The following is a 22779-nucleotide window of genomic DNA, read 5'->3' as shown; positions in this document are numbered from 1 at the left end:
TGCAGGATAGTACAGTTCAGACATTCGCCCGGCCTTGGCCGGCTCGCCAGCGCATGCGCGCATCGCTGCCGAATGTCTCCGTCACCATGCTCGCCGGGCTGGTGGCCTTGTTCAGCCTCGTGCCGCTCGGCTTCATCGGCTGGGTGACCTACGATGTCGGCTGGGAGACGGTGAAGACGCTGGTCTTCCGCCCGCGTATCGGAGAACTCGTTCTCAGCACGCTCTACCTCGAACTGCTGACGATCCCGCTATCGATTGCGTTGGCCGTCGCCATGGCATGGCTGACCGAACGCACCGATATTCCCGGCGCCCGCCTCTGGGCATGGCTGGCGATCACGCCGCTCGCCGTGCCCGCCTTTGTGCACAGTTATGCCTGGGTCAGCCTCGTGCCCAGCATGCGCGGCCTGGCCGGCGGCACCTTCGTCGCCGTGCTCGCCTATTATCCGTTTCTCTATCTGCCGGTCGCCGCAGCACTCCGGCGGCTCGATCCCGCCGTTGAGGACGCCGCGGCCTCGCTCGGCTTGGCACCTGTCGCCGTCTTCTTCCGCGTCGTGCTGCCGCAGCTCAGGCTCGCCATCTGCGGCGGCTCGCTTCTGATCGGCCTGCACCTGCTTTCGGAATATGGCCTCTTCGCGATGATCCGCTTCGACACGCTGGCGACCGCCATCGTCGACCAGTTCCAGTCCTCCTATAACAGCCCCGCCGCCAACATGATCGGCGGCGTGCTCGTCGGGTGCTGCCTGTTCCTGCTGGCGCTGGAAGTCCTGCTGCGCGGCAATGAGCGTTATGCGCGCGTCGGCACAGGTGCCGCGCGACCCGCCGAACGACGCCGGCTCGGCCGCCTCGCTTTGCCTGCCCTCCTCCTGCCGGTGGGGCTCGCCGCCCTCACCCTAGGAGTGCCGCTGATAACGCTCGGCCGCTGGCTATGGCTCGGCGGCACCGGCATCTGGGACAGTGAAGTCACCGGCGCGGTGAGCGAAACCCTGCTCCTAGCGCTTGCCGGCGGCGTGCTCGCGACGGTCGTTGCCGTTCCCATGGCCTGGCTTTCGGTGCGCGCGCCCGGACGCTTGCAGCGGCTTCTCGAGGCTTGCCATTATTATGTCGGCTCGCTGCCGGGCGTCGTGGTGGCGCTGGCGCTCGTCTCAATCACGGTGCGCTTCCTGTTGCCGCTCTACCAGACGTTTGCCATGCTGCTTGCCGGCTACGTCCTGCTGTTTCTGCCGCGCGCCATGGTGGGTCTCAGGGCCAGCATCGCGCAGGCGCCCGTCGAACTGGAGCGCGCCGCCATGGCGCTTGGGCGCACGCCCGTGCAGGCGCTGCGGCAGGTCACGCTGCGGCTTGCCGCACCCGGTGCGGCTGCCAGCGTCGCCCTCGTCGCGCTCGGCATCACCAACGAGCTGACCGCCACCCTGATGCTTGCGCCGAACGGCGTCGAGACGCTGGCGACGCGCTTCTGGTCGCTGACGAGCGAGATCGACTATGTCGCCGCCGCGCCCTACGCGACGATGATGGTGGTGCTCTCGCTGCCGCTGACCCTTCTCCTCCATGCCCAATCGAAACGGACGGACGGCCAATGACGCTGCTCTCCCTTGAAGCCATCAGCAAGCGCTACGGCGAGGTCCAGGCCCTGGATGGCGTCAGCCTCTCGGTCGGGCCAGGCAGCCGCACGGCCGTGGTCGGCCCCTCGGGATCCGGCAAATCCACGCTGCTGCGCATCATCGCCGGCTTCGAATTCCCCGACAGCGGCCGTGTATCCTGCGGCGGAACGCTCTTGGCCGAAGGGCCGGCCGGTGTGCCCGCCCACAAGCGCGGCATCGGCATCGTCTCGCAGGACGGGGCGCTGTTTCCGCATCTGAGCGTCGCTGAAAACATCGCCTTCGGCTTCGAGCGCGGCAAGGCGGACCGCGCGAAGCGCATTGCCGATCTCCTCGACATGGTGGAACTTGACGGCAGCATGGCGACCCGCCGGCCGCACCAGCTCTCCGGCGGCCAGCAGCAGCGTGTGGCGCTCGCCCGCGCGCTCGGCCGCGAGCCGCGCCTCATGCTGCTCGACGAACCGTTCTCCGCCCTCGATACCGGCCTTCGAGAAGCGATGCGCAAGGCCGTCGCGCGGGTTCTGCACCATGCCGGCATCACCGCCATTCTCGTCACTCACGATCAGACCGAGGCGCTCTCCTTCGCCGACCAGGTGGCGGTGCTGCGGGAGGGCAGGCTGATCCAGGCCGGTTCACCGCAGACCCTCTACCGGCAGCCCTGCGACCGGGAAACGGCGCTCTTCCTCGGCGATGCGGTTCTCCTGCCGGCCACAATCGGTGATGGCTTTGCCGATTGTGCGCTCGGGCGTGTGGCCATCGATGGCAACCGGACCGGCAAGGCGGAGATCATGCTTCGGCCGGAGCAGATCAGCATCGCCATCGACCACGCCGCGCCGAAGACCGGTGCCCGCGTGGTCGATGTCCAGTTCGGCGGCGCCGTCTCGACGGTCGCCGTCGCCCTGCCGGACACATCCCTGCCGCCTGTCCTGATCCGCACATCCGGCATCGCCCTCCCCAGTCCCGGCGATATCGTACAGCTCGACATTGCCGGCCGTGCGCATGTCCTCGCCCAGGGCGCTTGAAATGACCTCTCCGATCAACGTCGCCGTCGCGGGATCGCATGGACGCATGGGCCAGGCGATCGTTGCGGCGCTGCAGTCGGACACGTCGTTTCACTATATCGGTGGGATCGGCCGGTCTGGGCACGAGGAAGCAGGCTTCCTCTCTAACGAAGAGGCGTTCGAAAACGCCGACGTCATCATCGATTTTTCAACGGCGGCATCCGCCACCACACTCGCCGAGCGATGTGCCAGTCGACGCGGCCCGGCGCTGGTCATTGGCGCGACGGGCTTCGGCCGGGACGAGGAAGACAGGATCGCGGCGGCCGCGCACCAGATTCCCGTCCTGCGCTCCGGCAACTTCTCCATCGGCCTCAATCTCCTGACGAGGCTGATCTCGCATATGTCCGCAACCCTGCCGTCCGACGCCTGGGATATCGAGATCACCGAGGCCCACCACCGCCGCAAGGTCGATGCCCCCTCGGGAACGGCGCTCATGCTCGGCGAGGCGGCGGCGCAGGGGCGTGCGGTTTCGCTTGAGAGCGTTGAACGGCGCGGCCGCGACGGGATGACGGGCCTGCGGCCGGAGGGCGAGATCGGGTTCTCGGTGGTCCGCGGCGGCGGCATCGTCGGGGAACACAGCGTGATGTTCGCCGCCGAGGAAGAGGTGATCACGATCTCCCATTCGGCGCTGGGACGCAGCATGTTTGCCCGTGGTGCGCTGGTGGCAGCCCGCTGGATCGCCGGCAAACCACCGGGCGCCTATACGATGGCGGATGTGCTCGATCCGGCCGGCTCCAAGCGCTGAACACAAAACACCGCCCGGCGGAACCGGACGGTGTTGCATCGTGGTCGCGGCCGGTTATCCGACCGAGAAGGGCACGGTAACGAAAGTCTGCTCGTCCTGACGCTGGACGAGCAGCAGCACGGCCTTGCGCCCGGCCTTGCCGGCCTCGGCCACGGCGCTCTTCGCCTCGCGTCCCGATTCGACCGGCTTCTGGTTCACCGAGAGAATGACATCGCCGGGTTGCAGGCCGGCCTCGGCGGCCGGTTTGTCGGGGCTGACGCCCTCGACGACGGCACCGTTCTCGCCCTTGGGCAGGCCGAGCGACTGGCGCATGTCCGCCGTCAGGTCGCCGAGCTGGACGCCGATGGTCGGCACGCGCTGGCCGGCCTCACCCGACTTGCCGCCGGCATCGGCCAGAACCTGCCCGCTGCCATCGTCATTCGCGCCGATGGTGATCGTCAGGTCCTTGTCGGCACCGTCACGCCAGACTGTCAGGCCCTGCTTTTCGCCGGGCGAGAGATCGGCCACCATGCGCGAGAGATCGCGCGGCGAGCTCACCGCCTTGCCTCCAAGCGCCGTGACAACGTCGCCCGAGCGGATACCGGCCTTGGCAGCAGGCGTGCCGTCATCGACCCGCGCCACCAGTGCGCCGGCCGGCTTGGCCAGGCCGATCGCATCGGCGATATCGGCGGTCACCGGCTGGATCTGCACACCGATGAAACCATGCTCGATCGAGCCGTCCTTCATCAACTTGGCAACCACGGTCTGTGCCTGATCGGACGGGATGGCGAAGCCGACACCGACGCTGCCGCCGTTCGGCGAATAGATCGCCGTGTTGATGCCGACCACATTGCCGTCGATGCCGACGAGCGGACCGCCGGAATTGCCGTGGTTGATCGGCGCGTCGATCTGGATGAAATCGTCATAGGGCCCGCTGTGCAGATCGCGGCCGCGGGCCGAGACGATACCGGCCGTGACCGTCGTGCCGATGCCGAACGGATTGCCGATGGCAAGGATGGGATCGCCGGCGCGCAGCGTGTCCGACTGTCCCCAACCGATGGTGGCGAGCGGCTTGTCCGTCTCGATCTTTACCACGGCAAGGTCGGATTTCGGATCGGCGCCGACCAGCTTGGCGGGCAGTTCCGTGCCGTCGTCGAGCGTCACCTTGATCGTGCTCGCCTTGTCGATGACGTGGTTGTTGGTGACGATATAGCCGTCGCGCGTCAGGACGAAGCCGGAGCCGAGCGCTTCGGCCTTGCCGCTCGGGCGCTGGTCGGGCACCGGAATCTGCCGTTCGCCGAAGAAGTCGCGGAACTGCTGGTCGAAGGGGCTGTCGCCGCCGAAGGGCGAGCTGCCGTCTGCAGAGGCGTTCTCGGCCTTCAACGTGGTCGTGATGGTGACGACGGCGGGCTTGTCGGCCGAGACGATGGCTGCAAACGAGCCGTCCGCAAGGGCCGAACCGAAACTTTGCGGCGCGGCGGCTTGCGCGGCCTGCGTGCCGAGAAGGCTGGAGGCGGCCACGGGCACCACCAGCAGGGCAACGCCGAGAAGCGCTGCGACACGATATTTTTCAAGAATTCTGGTCATGGTCGTCTTCCTTTGTTCGGCGCCCCGGTGCCTTTGCGCCGGCGCCGGAGCGCACGAAACCGGACCGCAGGTGCAGGGCGGCCGATCTCGTTTGTGGTTGATGGAAATCGTGGCGGCCCCGAGAGCGAGGCTCAGCCTGGACGCCGGCCCCAAGAGCGGAGGCAGCGGGGTTCATCCGGCGGGCACGGTGTCGCCCGCCGGATGGAAACGTCAGCTCATCCGGGGTACATCCCGGTTGAGCTCGCGAATGTCGCCCTTCAGGCGCAGGAAGGTGGCCTTCGGGATCGCGCCATTGTGCATGTCGGCAACCGTCATGGCGTGATGGCGAATGCTGCTGGCCTCGCCTTCGAACTTGCGCGCGGCGCTGGCCGAGAGCTTGTTCATGGCCTCGTCCCGCTCGATCTTCCTGTCGGTCGCGCGGACCTCGGCGAGCACCTGGCTGAGACGCGGCTTGTGGACCTGCGTCGGCGTGACGATAGCGGGCGTCGGCTGGACGAGCGGTTCGGAATCGTGTCCGCCCATGCCGACGGCGGAGCCTTCATGCCTGCTGGCGGCGAAGGCGCCGCCGGTGGCAAGCGAGAGCGCGATGGTGGCGAAGGCGATGGTTTTGAATGTCGAGCGCATGATGCGTATCCTCGATGAATTGGGGACGGTTTGCTTCCCCGGCAGGCTGTCCGGTGTCGTCGCGTCGCGGTTGCTTCCCGCCGGCGGCATCCAGCCTGTCACCATCTATAGGCCCGCCGATTGGCTCCGGTCATGTTACAATTAAATAAAGTTTCGGCCGGCATTTCTGCCAAAGTATTGCCCGGATTGAGGAATTCCCCCGCACCAAATTCCGCGAAACGGCTGTCCGTTCAAAGGCTTGCCCAAACCTGCGCCGGACGGAGACGATCCGTCCTCCATGAAGGATCTGTAATCTTTGCGGGGCGCCGGTTCACGCGGGCTCAATTTGCCGAAAGCCGCGCCTTGAGCCCGTTGACGATGCGATCGGCCAGACCTTCATAGTCTCCGTCGAAATGATGTCCGCCTTCGATGGCGATCGATTCCACGCCGGAGGCTTTGAGCGTCGGGCAGGGATCGTCGTCCTCCTCCGTGCCGGAAATGCACTGCACGCGCTTGGGATCGATCTTGGCGATATCATCGACGGGATCGCCGCCCGCCCCCTCGCCTGCCACGCCAAGCCAGCCGGTGACGGAAACCTCGTAGTCGACCTGATGGGAGAGCGCCATGAGCGTGAGTTGCGGCACGCGGGCGCGATCGTCGGGCGAAAGCAGGTTGTAGGTCGCCGGCAGGATGTCCGAGCCGAAGGAGTAACCGACGAGCAGGACGTGCTTGACGTTCCATTCCTTGCGGAAGGCCTCGATGATGCGGGACAGGTCATCCGCCGTCTCCTGCGGCTTGCGCTGCGACCAGAAGTAACGCAGCGAATCCACGCCGACGACGGGAATGCCGCGCTGCTGCAGGGCGCCGGCCACCTGCTTGTCGATGTCGCGCCAGCCGCCGTCCCCCGAATAGACCACCGCCATCGTATCGAACGCCGGCGTCGCCTTGAGCACGGCGAGCGGCAGGCCGAGCGGGCTGTCCGCATCACCGGCCGCATCGATATGGTCGGCGAGCGTCTGGGCCAGAACATCCGTGGCGGAGGCCGTCTCATCCCGCACATCGATATCGGCATGCGCCTTTTGCAGCGCCGCGACGTGATCGCGCCCGGCCTGCGGCGCCTTGCCGGTGAAGAGCACCGTCACCGGCGCCGGCAGCGCGCCGTCGGTAAGGCCATAGACGGTGCGCCCGTCAAGCTTCGTCTTGGACGCGGGCGTGCAGAGAACCTTGTCGAGCGGAATGCCGGCCTGAGGATCCACCGCGATCGCCTCGCCGATCGTGGCGGCGGGGCTCTGGGCGATCATCGCCAGCGCCAGCGCACCACCCTCGCCGATGCCGGCGATGACGGGTGGATTGTAGCTCGTCGCCCCACCGGCCCGCTGGACCTGATGGGCGAGCGATTCCACGTCGGAGATCATAAAGACACAATCGCCGTCATCGGCCTGCAAGGCCTTGAGATAGGACGGGAAATCGATGCCGACGACGGCCGCTCCCTTTTCGACGAGGGCGTCCGCTTCCTTGTCTTCGTCAGCCCCCCAGCCGTTCGCATCCGAAATCAGGAAGACGCTGGCGCTCGGCGCATCGTCCGGCAGGAAAATATGATCGGCAGGGATCATGCCGGTCGCAAAGGTCTTGTCGGCCTCCTGCGCGAAGCCGATGAGGGGCGCGGCCCAGGCAAAGAGGGCGGCAAGCACGAGAGGGCGGGAAAGCTTCATTTCGAGATCACTCCTTTGACGCCGCCGCCGATGAGGAAGGTCACGTCCATCAGGGCGAGCGCCGCACCCGTGGCATTCGAAACAGCAAGATAGCGCGGCTCCCAGCGCGGATGGAACTTCGATTTGAAGGCGCGCAGGCCTTTAAAGTTATAAAATCGCTCGCCGTGTTCGAACAGTACGCCGCCGACGCGGTCCCACACGGGGGCAGCCTCGCGCTGCGCCATTCCGGACAGCGGTGCCATGCCGAGATTGAACTGCCGGTATCCCTCGGCCTTGAGATAGTCGAGAATGCTGGCGAAGAGGAAATCCATCGTGCCCTTCGGCGCCTCGGGCGCAAAGCGCATGAGATCGACGGTCGCTTCGGCTTTGGTGTCGGTCACCATGAGTGTGGCGAAGGCGACGATATCGTCTTCCAACCGCACGACAGCGACGGGTTGCTCGAGCACATAGCTATCCTCGAAAGCGCCGAGCGAGAAGGTCTTCTCCTTTGCATCGTGATGGGCAAGCCAGCCGTCGGAGACGGCGCGCAACGCCGGCAGGATCGCCACGACATCCTGCGGCGGCACCACGGTGAAGGTGAGGCCGTCGCGAAGGCCACGATTGTGCGACTGCCGGAGATTGGCAAAACGGCTGCCCTTCATCTCAAACTGCGGAAGATCGATGATGGCCAACTCCCCGAGCTTGAAGGCGCGCAGGCCCACATCCGCGCAGGCCGATAGCAGGATCGGCGAGATCTGGTAGAAGGCCGCCCGCCCGCCGCCGGCCCTTGCGGCGCCGACGAATTGCCAGACGAGTTCCGGAAACTCCTCTTCCAGACCGATCGGATCGGCAAGCGCAATCCAGGACCGGCCGTGGATGCCGTACATGATGTAGGACTTGCCCGACGGCGAGAACAACAACCGCTTGTCGCCCATGCGCACGAGATTGGCATCGGCGAAATCCTGGCCCATGGTGATGGCGACCGCCTGTTCCAGCTCTTCCGGCGTCGGCCCTTCTGTTCGGAAATGCGCCGGCCGCAGCAGGCTGAACAGCGCCAGAGCCGAGGACGCAATGGCAAGCCCCAAGAGAGCACGCAGGCCGCGCGGCGCCTCCTCGGAGAATTCGAACTGCCACCACAGTTCACGCGCATAGTCCGTATCGCGATAGACGAAGAGCAGGATGAGCGTCGCTGTGACGATGATGACGGCGATCGCCGCAAGCCAGGATGGCCCGAGCGCCTGGCGCAGCAGCGAGGAATGCCGGTCGAAGGCGCGGGCATTGGCAAGCAGCGCGACGATGAACAGTGCAAGCAGGCCCGCCTCGAAAACGGCGATGGCCTTGAGGAACGCGAAGGCGAAGGCGACCGAGGCGCCCGCCAGCGCCACCCACCAGGCGCCGTCCAGTCGCTGCCCGAGCCCGCGGGCGGCGACGATCAACAGCAGGCCGAGGAGGCTCGACAGGAAATGCGCGCCCTCGACGATCGGCAGCGGCAGGTAGCCTGCGAGGAAATCGAGGTCCGAATCGGGTGTCGGCACCACGCTGGAAAAGATCAGCATGGCACCAAGTATCAGCGAGAGGGTGGAGATCAGCGCAGGCGCCAGTTTGCCGGCGAGTTGCGCCGCCTCGGCAACGCCGGGCCGCAACACGAGCTGCCGCATCTCGGTGATCAACAGCAGCACGGTGGCAAGCAGAAGCGGCAGCACATAGTAGATCAGGCGGTAGAGCACGAGGCTGCCGAGCAGCTGGTCGATGCTGATGGCGTTGGAAAGCCCCGCCATGATGACCGCCTCGAACACACCGAGACCGGCCGGAACGTGGCTGAGCACGCCAAAACCGATCGCCACCGCATAGACCGCAAGGAAGGTCGGCCAGCCGACTTGCGTGTCGGGCAGCAGCACATAGAGCACGGAGGCGGCGGCGGCGATATCGAAGGCCGAGACGAGGAACTGGCGAGATGCGGTGCGGCTGTCCGGCAGCCGGAGTTCAAAACCCTTGAAGCGCAACGCATGCCCGTTGCGGCCGCTGTAGAACAGCCCGATCAGGACGATGAGGATCAGAAGGGCGGCGGCGCGCAGCCAGAACGCATCGACACCGAGAATGCCGGCGACGCGCGGGGCGACGGCGAGCGCCGCAAGCGCGCTGACGGAGAGCAGGCCGAGGCCGAAGGCGAGCGTGACGAAGGCGATGACACGGGCGATGTCGCCCGGCGCCAGCCCGAGGCGGGAATAGGCGCGAAACCGGATTGCCCCGCCGCTCAAGGGGCCGAAGCCCACCGTGTTGCCGACCGCATAGGCCATGAAAGCCGTCACCGCGACGGACGGGAACGGCGCCTTGCGGCCGATATAGTCGAGCGCATTGGCATCGTAGAGGATCAGCGCCAGGAAACTCAGCAGGGTGAACCCCGCCGCGAGCGCAATCGCGCTCCAGGAGGTCGCCGAAAGTGCGGCCAGCACATCATCGTAGCGCACCTCCGCCGTCAGCCGGTAGATTCCGAAGGCGACAAGGGCGAAGACGAAGAGGCTCGCAACGGCAAGAATATAAAGGCGGTAGATCAGGAACAGGCGGACAAGCCGCGACGCTCCGGTTTCATCGACGACCGCACTGCTCTCATCCGACATGTTCTGCCCAGCCTTGATTTGGTGGCCGTATACTGGCGCAGGTTGTGGCAAATATCGGGCAGCTTTTCGCCTGCATGTCGCGATTGGCCTGCGGCGTATTATCCACTTTCCCTCACGAAGGGCCGTGCGGAGCAGCTTCCCCTTCCGATTGCCCCACCAAAAAATCCTCTAAGTCGCGATCCGTTTTCATACTCCGCGTCGTCCTTGGCACATCCGAACCTGAAGAAGACATGCCATGTCCGACGCACCCGTTATCCTGATCAACCTGCTCCGGGTAAAACCCGGAAAGCAGGATGCGCTTGTCGCGCTTCTCCACGAAAACATCGACACCGTCATCCGCACGCTGGACGGCTGGAAAGCGACCCGCGTGATCGGGGCATCCGACGGCACCGGCGTTGTCATCTATTCCGAATGGGAGACGCTTGCGGCAATCGAGGCGATGCGGAACGATCCGCGCATGCAGGCCTATTTTCCGAGGATAGCGGAACTGGCAAGTCTGGAGTCCCTTCTCGGAGCAATCGCGTCGCAAACGGCACGGTAGGCAATCAAAGCAGGAGAACACTATGGCCCAGATGGTCGTGATCTATCGCACGCCGCAGGATATCGCGGCCTTCGACCGGCACTATTTCGATATCCACGTGCCGCTTGCCAAGACGCTTCCAGGCTTACGGAAATACGAGATCAGCGACGGCCCCATCGCCGCACCGGCGGGCTCCGACGATGTCTATCGCATCGGGAGGCTGTCTTTCGATAACCTCGCAGCCCTCCAGGCGGCCTTTGCAAGCCCTGAAGGGCGGGCAGCCGCGGCCGATCGTCGGCTGTTTGCGCCTGACGATTCAGCCGTTCAAATCTATCTCTTCGACAGTAAGGTGCTCTGACTTCAGGTCCACCGGACGAGGAAGAGGCAGGAGCGATAAACATGGATATGGAAGAATTCGAGGAACACCTGAAGACGCTGCGTCCGCGCCTCCATCGTTATTGCGCGCGCATGACGGGATCGGCCGTCAGCGGCGAGGATGTGGTGCAGGACACGCTGCTCAAGGCATTCAACGCCCGAAGCCAGGGCATCGAGGTGGACAACGTCGAGGGCTGGCTGTTTCGCATCGCCCACAATACAAGCCTCGACTTCCTGCGCAGCCGGGCGCGCAACACGGTCGTGCCGCTGACCGAGGAGATCGAAGCCGCTCCTCTCGCCGGCACCGATATCGTGACCATCGGCTTCCGGACCTTTCTGCGGTTGCCGGAGCTTCAGCGCTGCGCGGTGATCCTCAAGGACGTTCTCGGACATTCGGTCGAGGAGATCGTTGATATCGCCGACTGCTCTCCGACGGCAGCCAAATCGGCGCTCCAGCGTGGGCGCGGTGCGCTCAGGCTGCTGGCGTCAGAACCGGAGGACACAAGACTACCGCTGATGTCCGATATCGACCGGCGGAAGATCACGGCCTATGTCGATTTCTTCCGCAGCGGCGACTTCGACGCGATCCGCGCCATGCTTGCCGATGATGTAAAGCTCGAACTGGTCAACCGCCTCCGCCTGCAGGGGCGCGAGAAAATTACCCCCTACTTCACGCGCTATGCCGAAGTGGCGAAATGGCGCTTCGCCTTGGGTGCAATCGAAGGGCAGCCGGCCATGCTGGTCTTCGACGGCACCCGCACGACGGAGAGCCCCACCCATTTTGTCCTGATCGAATGGTCGGACGACCGAATCACCGCGATCCGGGATTTCCTCTTCGCGCCCTATGTGCTCGAGGCCATGGACTGGGTGCGGCTCGGCTAGCGCCCTGCGTGGGCCATCCCAAGCCTACGGCAGCGGATCGAAAGGCCGATGTCATTCCCGTGTCATCGCAATCTGTTGAAACGCTGCCCCATGCCGTCGGGCAAGTGTGACAGCTCCGTTCCGGGAATGTCCGTTGCATGACAGGCACACGCGCCGCTGTCTGGTGACAGCGCGCGGTGGTTACGGACAGTCCAGCTCAGGAACCAAGCCCGATGATCGAAACGGTCGCTTCTCCAGCCCTCTCCCCAGTCGCAGCACGCAAGGAGGCGGTCGGCAAGCGCCTGAACCGCGCGGTGCGGCGCAACTCGCTGCTATCGGCGTCGGGCCTGTCGGAATATGTCTTCTCGCGGCTGTTTCGCAATCTCGTCTATGCACAGATCTGGGAAGATCCCGACGTTGACATGGCCGCGCTGAACATTGTGCCGGGCAACACGATCGTCACCATCGCCTCGGGCGGCTGCAACGCGATGTCCTATCTGATCGCCGATCCCGCCCGCATCGAGGCCGTCGATCTCAATCCCGCGCATGTCGCCTTCAACCGCCTGAAATTCATGGCCGCCCGCCACCTGCCCGACTACGAGACTTTCTACCGCTTTTACGGCAAGGGCGACGACCGGCGGAACCTTGACGCCTACCAGCTCCATCTGCGCCCGCATCTCGACGACGAGACGCGCGACTATTGGGAAAGCCGCACGCTGACCGGCCGGCGCCGCATCTCCATCTTCCATCGCCGGCTCTATCGCCACGGCCTGCTCGGCGGCTTCATCGGCCTCGGCCATACAATGGCCCGTCTCTATGGTGCGAATCCGCGCGGCCTGCTGGAGGCCCGCACGCTTGAGGACCAGAAGCGCTTCTTCGACGAGACGCTGTCGCCGCTGTTCGACAAGCGGCTGATCCGCTGGGCGACGGGGCGCAAGAGCTCGCTGTTCGGCCTCGGCATTCCGCCGCAGCAGTATGAAGCCCTATCGGGCGCCGGCAATGGCATGGCGGAAATCCTGCGTGCCCGCGTTGAAAAACTCGCCTGTGGCTTTCCGCTTTCGGAAAACTATTTCGCCTGGCAGGCTTTCGGCCGCAGCTATGGCAAGGACGAACAGGCACCGCTGCCACCCTATCTCCTGCGGCAGAATTTCGAAACGGTCCGCAGCCGCGCCGAACGCATTTCCATCACCAACACGTCGCTGACGGAATTCCTGGCGGCCAAGGCGTCGCAGACGGTCGATCGCTTCATTCTGCTCGATGCGCAGGACTGGATGACGGATGCGCAGCTCAATGCGCTGTGGAGCGAAATAACCCGCACCGCCGCGCCGGATGCCCGCGTCATCTTCCGCACCGCACCGGCCGAAAGCCTGCTGCCGGGCCGTGTCGCGCAGACCATCCTCGATCGCTGGGCCTATCAGGAGACGGAATCGCGTGCCCTACACGAGAAGGACCGGTCGTCGATCTACGGCGGCTTCCACCTCTACACCTTCAAGGGCTGAGCGCCATGAACACCGTCTCCGATCACGCCCTGCTCATGGACCGCATCTACCGCTGGCAGCGGCGGTTCGGCATCTATGATGCGACCCGCAAATATTATCTGCTGGGCCGCGACCCGCTGCTTTCGGGCCTTGCCCCGCCCCCCGGCGGTTGCGTGCTGGAGATCGGCTGCGGCACGGGGCGCAACCTCGTGAAGGCCGCACGGCTCTATCCGCAAGCCCGCTTCAACGGCATCGATATATCCCAGGAAATGCTGACAGCGGCACAAGCGGCCATAGAGACTGCCGGACTGCAGGATCGGGTGCGCCTTGCCCGTGCCGATGCAGCGAATTTCGACCCGCAATCGCTGTTCGGGCAGAACGAATACGACCGCATTTTCATTTCCTATGCCGTATCGATGATCCCGCAGTGGCAACGCGTCATGGAAGCCGCCGTCGCCGGCCTGTCGCCGGACGGTGAATTGCATATCGCCGATTTCGGCGACATGCAGCGCCTTCCCCGCTGGTTCAAGAGCGCCGTTGACACCTGGCTCGGCTGGCACCACGTCACCCCACGCGCCGAGCTGTTCGAGGTGTCGTCTGAGCTCGCCGCAACCCATGGCGGCACCGTAGGGGTGCGGCGCCTGCATCGCGGCTTCTCGTGGCTCGTGACGATCCGAAAAGCCTGACCGAAGACCACCCCTCTTGTAATACGCCTGTCACGCAGGCTTCTTATCGCAGGAGGGCAACGCACCGCTTTAGAGAGGCACTCCCATGCGTCAACTCCTCCTCGCCTTCGCATCGGCCACGATGCTAGCCGGCGCCGCCCAAGCCGCCACCGTCTACCCGCTCGACCGTGCCACGATCCTCGTTGGCTCCCCCTTCGACTTCAAAGTCGAGTTCGATGCCGTCGTGAAGCCTGAGGACGTGAAGGTCACGGTCAACGGCCAGGACTACGAAGCCGTCTTCGGCAAAAAGGCCGAATTCGTTGCGGAAGAAAAAGGCGGGGAAGACAAGGTTCTGGGTTCCGCGCTCATCCTGCGCGATCTGACGATCGGCGCCGCCGGCGCATACAAGATTGAAGTTTCCGCCGGCAGCGAAGCCAAGTCCATCGCCTGGGACGTCTACGAGACGGTCGCTCAACCGAAGGCCAAGAACATCATCTTCATGATCGCCGACGGCCTGTCGGTCGCCCATCGCACGGGTGCGCGGATCATGTCAAAGGGCATGACCGAGGGCAAGGCCAACGGCCGCCTCGCCATGGACGACATCCCGCCGGTCGCCTTCATCGGCACCTCCTCGACGCATTCGATCGCCACCGACAGCGCCAACACGGCCTCGGCCTACATGACCGGCCACAAGTCGCGGGTCAACGCGCTCGGTGTTTATGCCGACCGCACGCCCGACAGCCTCGACGACCCGAAGGTCGAGACCATTGCCGAAGCGCTGCGCCGCACGACGAAGAAGTCCGTCGGCATCGTGACGACGGCCGAAGTCGAGGACGCCACTCCGGCCGCCCTCGTCTCCCACACCCGCAAGCGCGCAGACAAGGCCGAGATCGTCGGCATGATGTTCGACGTCAGGCCGGACGTGCTGTTCGGCGGCGGCTCGGCCTATTTCCTCGGCAAGGATGTCCCCGGCTCCAAGCGCAAGGACGACAAGGACTATATCGCCGAGTTTAAGAATGCCGGCTATGCGCTCGCCATAGACAAGACGGAACTGGCCGCGACTGCCGGCTCGAACCAGGAGAAGCTGCTCGGCCTCTTCCACACCGGCAACATGGACGTGACGCTCGATCGCGAATTCCTCAAGAAGGGCACGGTCGACAAGTTCCCGAACCAGCCGGGCCTCGTCGACATGACCAAGGCCGCGCTAGACAAGCTCTCCAAGAACCCGGACGGCTTCTTCCTGATGGTCGAGGGCGCCTCGGTCGACAAGATGAGCCACCCGCTCGATTGGGATCGCGCGCTCGTCGAAACCATCGAATTCGACAAGGCCGTCGCCGTTGCCCGCGAATTCGCCGACAAGAACCCCGATACGCTGATCGTCGTCACGGGCGATCACACGCACGGCGTCTCCATCATCGGTACGGTCGATGACGAAAAGCCCGGCACGGAAATGCGCGAGAAGGTCGGCACCTACGACAATGCCGGCTTCCCGAACTACGAGGACAAGGACGGCGACGGCTATCCGGATCGCGTCGATGTCTCGCGCCGCCTGTTCATGGCCGCCAACAATGGCCCCGACCATTACGAGACCTTCCGTCCGAAGCTCGACGGCCCCTTCGTTCCCGCCGTCCAGAACGAGGCGAAGGAGTATATCGCCAACGAAGCCTACAAGGATGTTCCCGGCGCGGTCTTCGTGCAGGGCAACATTCCGAAGGACGAGGATAGCGGCGTTCATGCGGTGGACGATGTCGTGCTTCAGGCCGCCGGCCCTGGCTCGGAGGGCTTCCGTGGCTATATGGAACAGAGCGACGTCTATCGCGTGCTCGCCGATACCTTCGCGCTCGGCACGGCCAAGAACTAAGGGCGTCTTGCCCCAAAATGGACAGGCGGTCTCGCACCGCCTGTCCATGCCATCGTGAATGAACAAGGAAGCAGGCGCATGACGGATACTCCCCGCACGTTTCTCACCCGGCGGCGGATGCTCTCGGCGCTTGCGACCCTGCCCGTGCTTTCGCTCGCCCGCCCGGCATTTGCCGCCGAAACGCTCGGCTTCGGCGAACTCTACAAAAGCTTCGGCGTGCTGGGCCTTGAATTTTCCGACAAGGTGAAGCGGCTGAACGGTGAGGACGTCACCGTCGAGGGCTTCATGGCGCCGCCACTGAAGGCAGAGGCGAACTTCTTCGTGCTGACGGAAATTCCGATGTCGCTCTGCCCCTTCTGCTCCTCCGATGCGGACTGGCCGGACAATATCCTCGTCGTCTATCTCTCGGAAAAACAGACCTTCGTGCAGTACAATGCACCGATTGAGGCACATGGCGTGCTCGAATACGGCGCCTGGACCGATCCGGAAACCGGCTTCCGCAGCCAGCTGCGGCTGCGCGAAGCCGCCTTCAACACGGTCTGACCATGCTGGCGCTCGATATTTCCGGCTTGGAAATGCGCTTTCCCGGCCTCGATACGCCGGTGCTTTCCATTCCCCGGCTTCATCTTCCCGCCAGCGGGCAGCTTGCCGTCACCGGCGCCTCCGGCTCCGGCAAGAGCACGCTGGTCAATGCCATCACCGGGCTGGAAACCGCGACAAGCGGCTCCGTCTTCTGGGGCGAGACGAACATTTCTGCGCTCTCCGCCGGCCGACGCGATGCGTTCCGCGCCGCCCATATCGGACTGGTCATGCAGGATTTCCACCTCTTTCCCGGCCTCTCGGCGTTCGAAAACGTCGTGCTGCCGGCGCGTCTTTCCCGCCGGCTGACGCCGGCCATTCGCGAACGCGCCCTACATCTTTTGGAAACGACGGGCATCGCGCGGCCCAGCCAGCTTATCGAAACCCTGTCGCGCGGCGAGATGCAGCGTGTCGCGGTGGCGCGGGCGCTGCTGTCGAAACCCGGAGTGATCGTCGCGGATGAACCGACCGCCAGCCTCGACCGCCGCACCGGCGAGGAGGTCTCCGAACTGATCGTCCGCCTCGCCCGGCAGGAGGGCGCAACGCTCGTCGTCGTCACCCACGATCCCGTCCTCATGGAGCGGCTCGAGCAGCGCATTGTCCTGGATGGCGGCCGCATCGTCGAAGACAGCGCGGAGGTGCGCGCGGCATGATGCGTTTCATCCTTGCCGATCTCAACCGCTTCAAAGCCGGCGCGCTGGCCGTCGTCATGCTGATTGCGCTCTCCGTCGCCCTCAGCGTCACCGTCACCTTGCAGGAGCGTGCGGTGCGCCTCGGCAGCGCGCGGGCGGCGGAAAAATTCGACCTTCTGGTCGGCGCGGCTGGCAGCGAGACGCAGCTTGCCCTTTCCGCCGTATTCCTCCAGCCCTCACCGCTACCACTGATGTCGGGCCGCGTTCTGGCAAAACTGTCCGCCGATCCGCGCGTCGATTTTGCCGCGCCCGTCGGCTTCGGCGATTACGCGGATGGTCATCCCGTCGTCGGTACGACGAGCAGGCTGATCGCTACCCTCTCACCAGTGCTTGCCGAGGGCACCACCTTCTCTCGTCTCGGCGATGCCGTTATCGGCGCTGATGTGCCCAGGCGCATCGGCGCCGAGATCAAGCCGATGCATGGTGGCGCCGACGAGGGCGGCCATACCCACACCGAGATTGTCTACACGGTGACCGGCCGAATGGCGCCGACGGGCACCGCCTGGGACCGCGCAATCCTCGTACCGATCCGGGCCGTCTGGCAGTTGCACGGCATGGCCGCGGACGACACGCGCAACCATGCCGACGAAACGCATGGGAGCGCCGAGCAGGAGGACCACGATCATGAAGCGCATATCGAGGCCGATGCCGCGATAGATGAACATTTCGATACCGAGACACCCGGCATTCCCGCCGTTCTCGTCAAGCCCAAAACCATCGCCGACGCCTATCGCCTGCGCCAGGAATACCGTAGCGAGACGACGCTGGCCGTCTTCCCGGCCGAGGTTCTGACCCGCCTCTATGCGACGCTCGGCGATGCGCGCGGCCTGCTGCTTGCCATCGCCATCGGCACGCAGGTCATCGTGATCGCCGCTGTACTGCTGGTCACCATCATGCATGTCGGTGCGCGCCGGCGGCAAATCGGGGCACTGCGCGCGTTTGGCGCGCCGCGCCGCGCGGTCGTCGCCATCGTCTGGGGGGAACTCTTTCTGCTTTTCCTCGCCGGCTTCGCAGCCGGCTTCGCAATCGGCTATGGCGCCGCCCACCTCATATTGGCCACCCTCACCGCCACGACCGCCCTCCGCATGCCGGTGGAATTCGCAAGGGAAGACCTGTCGCTGGCCTTATGGTTCATCGTGCTCGCCGTTGTGGTATCCATCCTCCCAGCGCTATCGACACTTCGCTTAAGCCCGGCGCGCGCCTTGAGAGGGTGACCGGCCATAGTTCCTTCGGACAGCGTTTCTGCGCCCCGCGACGCTTTGCCCACCTTCTGCGGATGACAAGCGCGAATACAGGCAATATACAGTCAATATTCGCGCAGCCTGGAATCACCTCTTATGAAAACATGGCATCCCGATCTCAGCGTGAGCGATAGCCCGCTCTATATGGCGCTTGCCGAGGCGATCGAGCGCGACCTCCGCCACGGAACACTCTCGGCCGGCGACAAGCTGCCGACCCATCGCGATCTCGCCGGACGCCTTGCGATCGATGTCACCACGGTCGCCCGCGGCTATGTCGAAGCGCAGAAACGGGGCCTCGTACAGGCGCATGTCGGCCGTGGCACCTTCGTGACGGGCGCTGCACGCACCGCCTCCGAAACGGTCCAGCCGGATGCCCGTCGCGCGGCGATCATCGACCCTTCCATGAACATGCCGCCGGAGCCGGACGATCCCGCCCTCGTCGCCCGGATGCGCGCGGGTTTTTCAGCGCTTGCGGCCGATCTCGTGCCGCTCCTGCGCTACCAGACGTTCGGCGGCGCGCCCATGGACAAGGAGGCCGCCGCCCTGTGGCTAGGCCGACGCGGTCTCGTGCCCGCTCAGGAGCGCATCTTCATCGCGCCCGGCGCCCATCCTGCACTGCTCGCCATCCTCGGCATCTTGGCAAAACCCGGCGAAACGGTGCTGTCCGAAACCATCACCTATCCCGGCATACGCTCGATTGCCGCACAACTGCGGCTGCGGCTAACCGGACTTGCCATGGACGATGACGGCATTCTGCCGGAGGCGTTCGTCGAGGCCTGCGAACGGGAAACCCCGAGGGCGCTGTACCTTAATCCGACGTTGCAAAATCCGCTGACTTTCACCATGCCGGCAGCGCGGCGGGCGGAAATCGCCGCCGTCGCGCAAAAATACCGTGTGCCAATCATCGAGGACGATGCCTATGGCTTTCTCCCCCTGAACAGACCGGCGCCGCTCACTAGCCATGCGCCCGATCTTACCTGGCATATCGGCGGACTTTCGAAATGCATCGGCGCGGGCCTGCGTCTCGCCTATGTTGTCGCGCCCGAGGACGGCCGCGCCCTCTGGTCCTTTGCCGGCGCGATGCGGTCCGGCAATGTCATGGCCTCGCCGCTGACCGCGGCGCTCGCCACCCGCTGGATCGGTGACGGCACGGCGGATGCCATCCTCGACTTCCTGCGCGAAGAAGCCGCCGCCCGCCAGGCGATGGTCGCGAGCCTGCTCCCGCCCGGCAGCTACCGTGCGGACCCGCTCAGCTTCAACATCTGGCTGCCCCTGCCGCATGGCTGGACGCGCTCGACATTCAGCGCCCATATGCGCACCTCCGGCCTCGGCACCGTCGCAAGCGATGCCTTCGCCGTCGATGGCACGCCGCCCGAGGCGGTCCGCGTCTGTCTCGGCGGGCCGATTGCCCGTCCGCAACTCCAGAGCGCGCTCGAATTCATGGCGCATGCGCTGGAAGGCCCGCCCGAAATGGCCGGCTCCTTCTTCTGATCGCCTGAACGTCCTTCCTCTTCGAAAATCAAGCGCACGGCCTTGCGCGGGGCTGCGTCAGTATGTCTGCTGGACATATTGAATGGATTGATGCATCAATATACCTGCAATAAATGAACGTATTGAATGGCATCAAGAAAGGTGCACATCATGGACAAGGACTATCCTGCACTGCCCCCCATGCAGACCGGCGTCCGGGGCCGCTGCCCGCGCTGCGGCCAGGGTCATCTGTTCAACGGCTTCCTGACGCTCGCGCCGAAATGCGAGGCCTGCGGGCTCGATTATTCCTTCGCCGATCCGGCCGACGGCCCGGCCTTCTTCGTCATCTGTTTCGCCTGCGTGCCGAGCGTGGCACTGGCGGTCTGGCTGGAAGTCGTGTTCAGCGCCTCGCTGCTCACGCAGTTCCTGGTGACCGGCCCCTTCATGCTCCTGACCTGCATTCCGCCCCTCAGGCCCTTGAAGGGCTGGCTCGTCGCCAGCCAGTATTTCTACAAGGCCGAAGAGGGCAAACTGGTTCGCCGGGCTCCGGAGCCGAGCTGATCGCACCGTCCGCGCAGCCGAGGCCTCGCAGCGGAGATTGCTGGGAGGATTGTGCACACTTCGGCGGATTCCGGTGGTTTGGATTGGCTTTATCTGGTACGCCCGGAACACAAGCATCAACCCCGCCTGCCACACAGAATGTGCGCCGTGTCCAGCTTTCCTCTTTCTCAAACCGACCCCATTCGCCATCCCGGTCCACCGCCCCAGGCATCGGACGTGGTGATCATCGGCGGGGGCGTCATCGGTGTTACGACCGCCCTCTTCCTGGCAAAACGGAACATCTCCGTCACCCTGATCGAGAAGGGCCGGATCGCTGCGGAACAATCGTCGCGAAACTGGGGCTGGATCCGCAAGCAGGGGCGCGATGCGGATGAGTTGCCCATCGTCATCGAGGCCTGCCGGCTCTGGCAGCAGCTCGCCGAGGAGTGCGGCGAGGATATCGGCCTCACGCAGACCGGGGTGACCTATCTCGCCCGGACCGAAAAGGATCTGGCGAAATTCGACGGCTTCATGAAGATCGCCGCCGATCATGCGCTCGACACCCGCCTGCTGGATTCCGGCGAAACCGCAAAGCTCTTCAACGGCATCGCGCAGCGCTACGCCGGGGCGATGGTTACGCCTTCCGACATGCGCGCGGAGCCCTGGGTTGCGGTGCCTGCCCTTGCCCGCCTCGCCGCCCGCAGCAGCGTGACGATCGTGGAGAACTGCGCCGCCCGTGCGCTGGATGTATCGGCCGGCCGGATCACCGGCGTGTGGACGGAAGCCGACCGCATCGCCACCTCCACCGTGCTGGTGGCCGGCGGCGCCTGGTCCTCCCTCTTTCTGCGAAAACACGGCGTTTCCATTCCGCAGCTCAGCGTGCGGGCGACAGTCGCGGCCACGGGGCCGCTGCCGGATATTCACGCGGGCGCGGCGGCCGATGCGCATGTGGCCTTCCGCCGCCGGCAGGATGGCGGCTATACGCTCGCCCCCGGAGGTAGCAGCCTGCTTTATCTCGGGCCGGATGCCTTCCGGCACGCCACGAAATATCTTCCAGCCTTGATGGCCAATCCTCTTGGCACCCGTTATCTCCCGGCCGCGCCGGCATCCTATCCCGACAGTTGGTCGACAGCGCGGGACTGGACGCCGGATGCGGTGAGCCCCTTCGAGAGGATGCGCGTTCTCAACCCTGCGCCCGAACAATCGGGCCTGCAATCGATTGAGCGCAATTTCAAAGCGCTTTTCCCGCAGTTTGAAACCGTTCCCATCAAGACGGCCTGGGCCGGCATGATCGACGCCATGCCCGACGTCGTACCGATCGTCGACCGCGCGCAGGCGATCGGCGGCCTGTTCGTGGCGACCGGCATGAGCGGCCATGGTTTCGGCATCGGGCCGGGCATCGGCCGCGTCGTCGCCGATCTCATCCAGGGCAACGATCCCGGTCACAATCTGCACCGCTTCCGCCTCTCGCGCTTCAGCGATGGAGGCGCCCTTCGGCTGGGGCCTGCCCTCTAGAGTTTGTCAGGGAAAAGTGGGAACCGGTTTTCTCGAAAAGACAAACGAAAACAAAAGAATCTAAAGCAGGTCTGGTTCAGACTGAACCAGACCTGCTTTAGTCCGCCAGGCGGACGAAACAGATTGCATTCGAGGCCATTATGAGTTCGGGACTGATCGACACGAAACCGCTGGCTGGCATTGCGCTCGCCTCCGCCGGCTATGCCTGCTTCGCCCTGCAGGATGCCCTGGTGAAGTGGATGGTCGCCACCTATGAGGTGCCGCAGATCCTGTTCATGCGCAGCCTCGTCATCGTGCTGGTCTCGGGCGTCCTGCTGCGGTTCTACCGGCATCCGTCCATTCTGAAGAGCCCCTATCGCGGCACGGTCGTGCTGCGCGCTGCGCTGATGCTGATCGCCTGGCTGCTCTATTACAACGCGGCGCGTTATCTCGGCCTTGCGGAGCTGACGACGCTCTATTTCTCCGCCCCGATCATCACCGTCTTCCTGTCGATCCTCGTGCTCAAGGAGGCCGTCGGCGCCGGGCGTTGGATTGCCTGCGTGGGCGGTTTCGTCGGCGTGGTGATCGCCGCCAATCCATCGCATTCGCCAAACCTCATTCCCGCCGCGATGTGCCTCGTGGCCGGCTTCTGCTGGGCGTGGAGCACCATCCTGATCCGGCTCGTCAGCCGCAGCGAAAGCACGCTAACGCAGATGTTTGCGACCAGCCTGCTCTTCGGCCTCGCCTGCGCGGCCTCCTTTCCCTGGATCTGGAAGACACCCGACGCGGAAGGCTGGATGCTGATGCTCAGCCTCGGCCTCGTCGCAACGCTCGGCCAGTTCTTGCTCTATGAAGGGTTTCGCTACGCGCCGGCTTCGGCGCTGGCACCCGTCGAATATACCGGCCTCATCTGGGCTTTCGTCTATGGCTATACGATCTGGGCGGAGATCCCCGCCTTGAACGTCTTCATCGGCGCCATCCTCATCGTTGCCTCAAGCATGGTGCTCGTCCTCTGGGAACGCCGCGGAGAAATCGCCGCCCGGAATCGTGCGGTTACTTGACCGGGTTTCGCGGAGGCGAAATTTAGCCTTTCGCGGCCGCCGAGTGTCGCAAGGGTTGACTAT

General features: G+C 64.8%; 20 protein-coding genes. 16 read left to right on the top strand and 4 right to left on the bottom strand.

Annotated features, from left to right (window positions below):
- The first annotated feature begins 53 nt into the window (after positions 1–53).
- From ACOZK4_RS16185 to dapB, 3 genes are read left to right on the top strand one after another with little or no spacing between them, the layout of a single operon-like run.
- Positions 54–1577: an ABC transporter permease gene (locus ACOZK4_RS16185; RefSeq protein ID WP_421592763.1), complete on the top strand. Its 1524-nt coding sequence runs from the start codon at positions 54–56 to the stop codon at positions 1575–1577.
- On the top strand, positions 1574–2617 hold the full coding sequence (locus ACOZK4_RS16180) for an ABC transporter ATP-binding protein (protein ID WP_421592762.1): 1044 nt from the start codon (positions 1574–1576) through the stop codon (positions 2615–2617). The genes ACOZK4_RS16185 and ACOZK4_RS16180 overlap by 4 nt, the downstream gene beginning before the upstream one ends.
- Before the next feature lies 1 nt (position 2618).
- Positions 2619–3401: a 4-hydroxy-tetrahydrodipicolinate reductase gene (gene dapB / locus ACOZK4_RS16175; protein WP_421592761.1), complete on the top strand. Its 783-nt coding sequence runs from the start codon at positions 2619–2621 to the stop codon at positions 3399–3401.
- 54 nt (positions 3402–3455) lie between these two features.
- On the opposite strand, the gene ACOZK4_RS16170 is transcribed toward dapB, so the two are convergent.
- From ACOZK4_RS16170 to mprF, 4 genes are all read right to left on the bottom strand, one after another.
- Complete coding sequence (locus ACOZK4_RS16170; RefSeq protein WP_421592760.1) at positions 3456–4967, bottom strand: DegQ family serine endoprotease; 1512 nt, start codon at positions 4965–4967, stop codon at positions 3456–3458.
- 210 nt (positions 4968–5177) lie between these two features.
- Positions 5178–5591, bottom strand: a complete 414-nt coding sequence (locus ACOZK4_RS16165) for a hypothetical protein (protein WP_421592759.1) — start codon at positions 5589–5591, stop codon at positions 5178–5180.
- Between the two features lie 320 nt (positions 5592–5911).
- Complete coding sequence (locus ACOZK4_RS16160; RefSeq protein ID WP_421592758.1) at positions 5912–7282, bottom strand: AcvB/VirJ family lysyl-phosphatidylglycerol hydrolase; 1371 nt, start codon at positions 7280–7282, stop codon at positions 5912–5914.
- Positions 7279–9879, bottom strand: a complete 2601-nt coding sequence (mprF, locus tag ACOZK4_RS16155) for a bifunctional lysylphosphatidylglycerol flippase/synthetase MprF (protein ID WP_421592757.1) — start codon at positions 9877–9879, stop codon at positions 7279–7281. Before mprF ends, ACOZK4_RS16160 begins: the two co-directional genes overlap by 4 nt.
- Before the next feature lie 235 nt (positions 9880–10114).
- Between mprF and ACOZK4_RS16150 the strand changes: the two genes are divergently transcribed.
- From ACOZK4_RS16150 to ACOZK4_RS16090, 13 genes are all read left to right on the top strand, one after another.
- Entirely contained in the window at positions 10115–10420 is a 306-nt protein-coding gene (locus tag ACOZK4_RS16150) for a putative quinol monooxygenase (RefSeq protein ID WP_421592756.1), read from the top strand.
- Positions 10421–10442: 22 nt separating this feature from the next.
- Positions 10443–10757, top strand: coding sequence for an EthD family reductase (locus ACOZK4_RS16145; RefSeq protein WP_421592755.1), 315 nt, complete (start codon positions 10443–10445; stop codon positions 10755–10757).
- Positions 10758–10798: 41 nt separating this feature from the next.
- Positions 10799–11656: a sigma-70 family RNA polymerase sigma factor gene (locus ACOZK4_RS16140; RefSeq protein WP_421592754.1), complete on the top strand. Its 858-nt coding sequence runs from the start codon at positions 10799–10801 to the stop codon at positions 11654–11656.
- Between the two features lie 212 nt (positions 11657–11868).
- On the top strand, positions 11869–13134 hold the full coding sequence (locus tag ACOZK4_RS16135; protein ID WP_421592753.1) for a DUF3419 family protein: 1266 nt from the start codon (positions 11869–11871) through the stop codon (positions 13132–13134).
- Between the two features lie 5 nt (positions 13135–13139).
- Complete coding sequence (locus ACOZK4_RS16130) at positions 13140–13799, top strand: class I SAM-dependent methyltransferase (protein ID WP_421592752.1); 660 nt, start codon at positions 13140–13142, stop codon at positions 13797–13799.
- An 85-nt stretch (positions 13800–13884) separates the two neighbouring features.
- Positions 13885–15639, top strand: coding sequence for an alkaline phosphatase (locus ACOZK4_RS16125; protein ID WP_421592751.1), 1755 nt, complete (start codon positions 13885–13887; stop codon positions 15637–15639).
- 78 nt (positions 15640–15717) lie between these two features.
- Complete coding sequence (locus ACOZK4_RS16120; protein WP_421592750.1) at positions 15718–16182, top strand: hypothetical protein; 465 nt, start codon at positions 15718–15720, stop codon at positions 16180–16182.
- Positions 16183–16184: 2 nt separating this feature from the next.
- Positions 16185–16871, top strand: coding sequence for an ABC transporter ATP-binding protein (locus ACOZK4_RS16115; RefSeq protein ID WP_421592749.1), 687 nt, complete (start codon positions 16185–16187; stop codon positions 16869–16871).
- Positions 16868–18124, top strand: coding sequence for an ABC transporter permease (locus tag ACOZK4_RS16110; RefSeq protein WP_421592748.1), 1257 nt, complete (start codon positions 16868–16870; stop codon positions 18122–18124). Before ACOZK4_RS16115 ends, ACOZK4_RS16110 begins: the two co-directional genes overlap by 4 nt.
- A 123-nt stretch (positions 18125–18247) precedes the next feature.
- On the top strand, positions 18248–19642 hold the full coding sequence (locus tag ACOZK4_RS16105) for a PLP-dependent aminotransferase family protein (RefSeq protein WP_421592747.1): 1395 nt from the start codon (positions 18248–18250) through the stop codon (positions 19640–19642).
- A 150-nt stretch (positions 19643–19792) separates the two neighbouring features.
- A complete protein-coding gene (locus ACOZK4_RS16100) occupies positions 19793–20182 on the top strand; it encodes a DUF983 domain-containing protein (protein ID WP_421592809.1) in 390 nt (129 codons plus the stop codon).
- A gap of 147 nt (positions 20183–20329) precedes the next feature.
- Positions 20330–21676, top strand: coding sequence for an NAD(P)/FAD-dependent oxidoreductase (locus ACOZK4_RS16095; protein ID WP_421592746.1), 1347 nt, complete (start codon positions 20330–20332; stop codon positions 21674–21676).
- Between the two features lie 140 nt (positions 21677–21816).
- Complete coding sequence (locus ACOZK4_RS16090) at positions 21817–22716, top strand: DMT family transporter (protein WP_421592745.1); 900 nt, start codon at positions 21817–21819, stop codon at positions 22714–22716.
- Positions 22717–22779: the final 63 nt, after the last annotated feature.

It is taken from the genome of Shinella sp. M27 (assembly GCF_049199905.1).
Taxonomy (GTDB): domain Bacteria; phylum Pseudomonadota; class Alphaproteobacteria; order Rhizobiales; family Rhizobiaceae; genus Shinella.
Note: the sequence above shows the minus strand (reverse complement) of the source record. Positions and strands in the feature narration are given on the sequence as shown.

Bases quoted from the DNA above. Each gene is read 5' to 3' on its own strand.
- ACOZK4_RS16185 (WP_421592763.1), top strand. From the start codon at position 54: ATGCGCGCATCGCTGCCGAATGTCTCCGTCACCATGCTCGCCGGGCTG.
- ACOZK4_RS16180 (WP_421592762.1), top strand. From the start codon at position 1,574: ATGACGCTGCTCTCCCTTGAAGCCATCAGCAAGCGCTACGGCGAGGTC.
- dapB (WP_421592761.1), top strand. From the start codon at position 2,619: ATGACCTCTCCGATCAACGTCGCCGTCGCGGGATCGCATGGACGCATG.
- ACOZK4_RS16170 (WP_421592760.1), bottom strand. From the start codon at position 4,967: ATGACCAGAATTCTTGAAAAATATCGTGTCGCAGCGCTTCTCGGCGTT.
- ACOZK4_RS16165 (WP_421592759.1), bottom strand. From the start codon at position 5,591: ATGCGCTCGACATTCAAAACCATCGCCTTCGCCACCATCGCGCTCTCG.
- ACOZK4_RS16160 (WP_421592758.1), bottom strand. From the start codon at position 7,282: ATGAAGCTTTCCCGCCCTCTCGTGCTTGCCGCCCTCTTTGCCTGGGCC.
- mprF (WP_421592757.1), bottom strand. From the start codon at position 9,879: ATGTCGGATGAGAGCAGTGCGGTCGTCGATGAAACCGGAGCGTCGCGG.
- ACOZK4_RS16150 (WP_421592756.1), top strand. From the start codon at position 10,115: ATGTCCGACGCACCCGTTATCCTGATCAACCTGCTCCGGGTAAAACCC.
- ACOZK4_RS16145 (WP_421592755.1), top strand. From the start codon at position 10,443: ATGGCCCAGATGGTCGTGATCTATCGCACGCCGCAGGATATCGCGGCC.
- ACOZK4_RS16140 (WP_421592754.1), top strand. From the start codon at position 10,799: ATGGATATGGAAGAATTCGAGGAACACCTGAAGACGCTGCGTCCGCGC.
- ACOZK4_RS16135 (WP_421592753.1), top strand. From the start codon at position 11,869: ATGATCGAAACGGTCGCTTCTCCAGCCCTCTCCCCAGTCGCAGCACGC.
- ACOZK4_RS16130 (WP_421592752.1), top strand. From the start codon at position 13,140: ATGAACACCGTCTCCGATCACGCCCTGCTCATGGACCGCATCTACCGC.
- ACOZK4_RS16125 (WP_421592751.1), top strand. From the start codon at position 13,885: ATGCGTCAACTCCTCCTCGCCTTCGCATCGGCCACGATGCTAGCCGGC.
- ACOZK4_RS16120 (WP_421592750.1), top strand. From the start codon at position 15,718: ATGACGGATACTCCCCGCACGTTTCTCACCCGGCGGCGGATGCTCTCG.
- ACOZK4_RS16115 (WP_421592749.1), top strand. From the start codon at position 16,185: ATGCTGGCGCTCGATATTTCCGGCTTGGAAATGCGCTTTCCCGGCCTC.
- ACOZK4_RS16110 (WP_421592748.1), top strand. From the start codon at position 16,868: ATGATGCGTTTCATCCTTGCCGATCTCAACCGCTTCAAAGCCGGCGCG.
- ACOZK4_RS16105 (WP_421592747.1), top strand. From the start codon at position 18,248: ATGAAAACATGGCATCCCGATCTCAGCGTGAGCGATAGCCCGCTCTAT.
- ACOZK4_RS16100 (WP_421592809.1), top strand. From the start codon at position 19,793: ATGGACAAGGACTATCCTGCACTGCCCCCCATGCAGACCGGCGTCCGG.
- ACOZK4_RS16090 (WP_421592745.1), top strand. From the start codon at position 21,817: ATGAGTTCGGGACTGATCGACACGAAACCGCTGGCTGGCATTGCGCTC.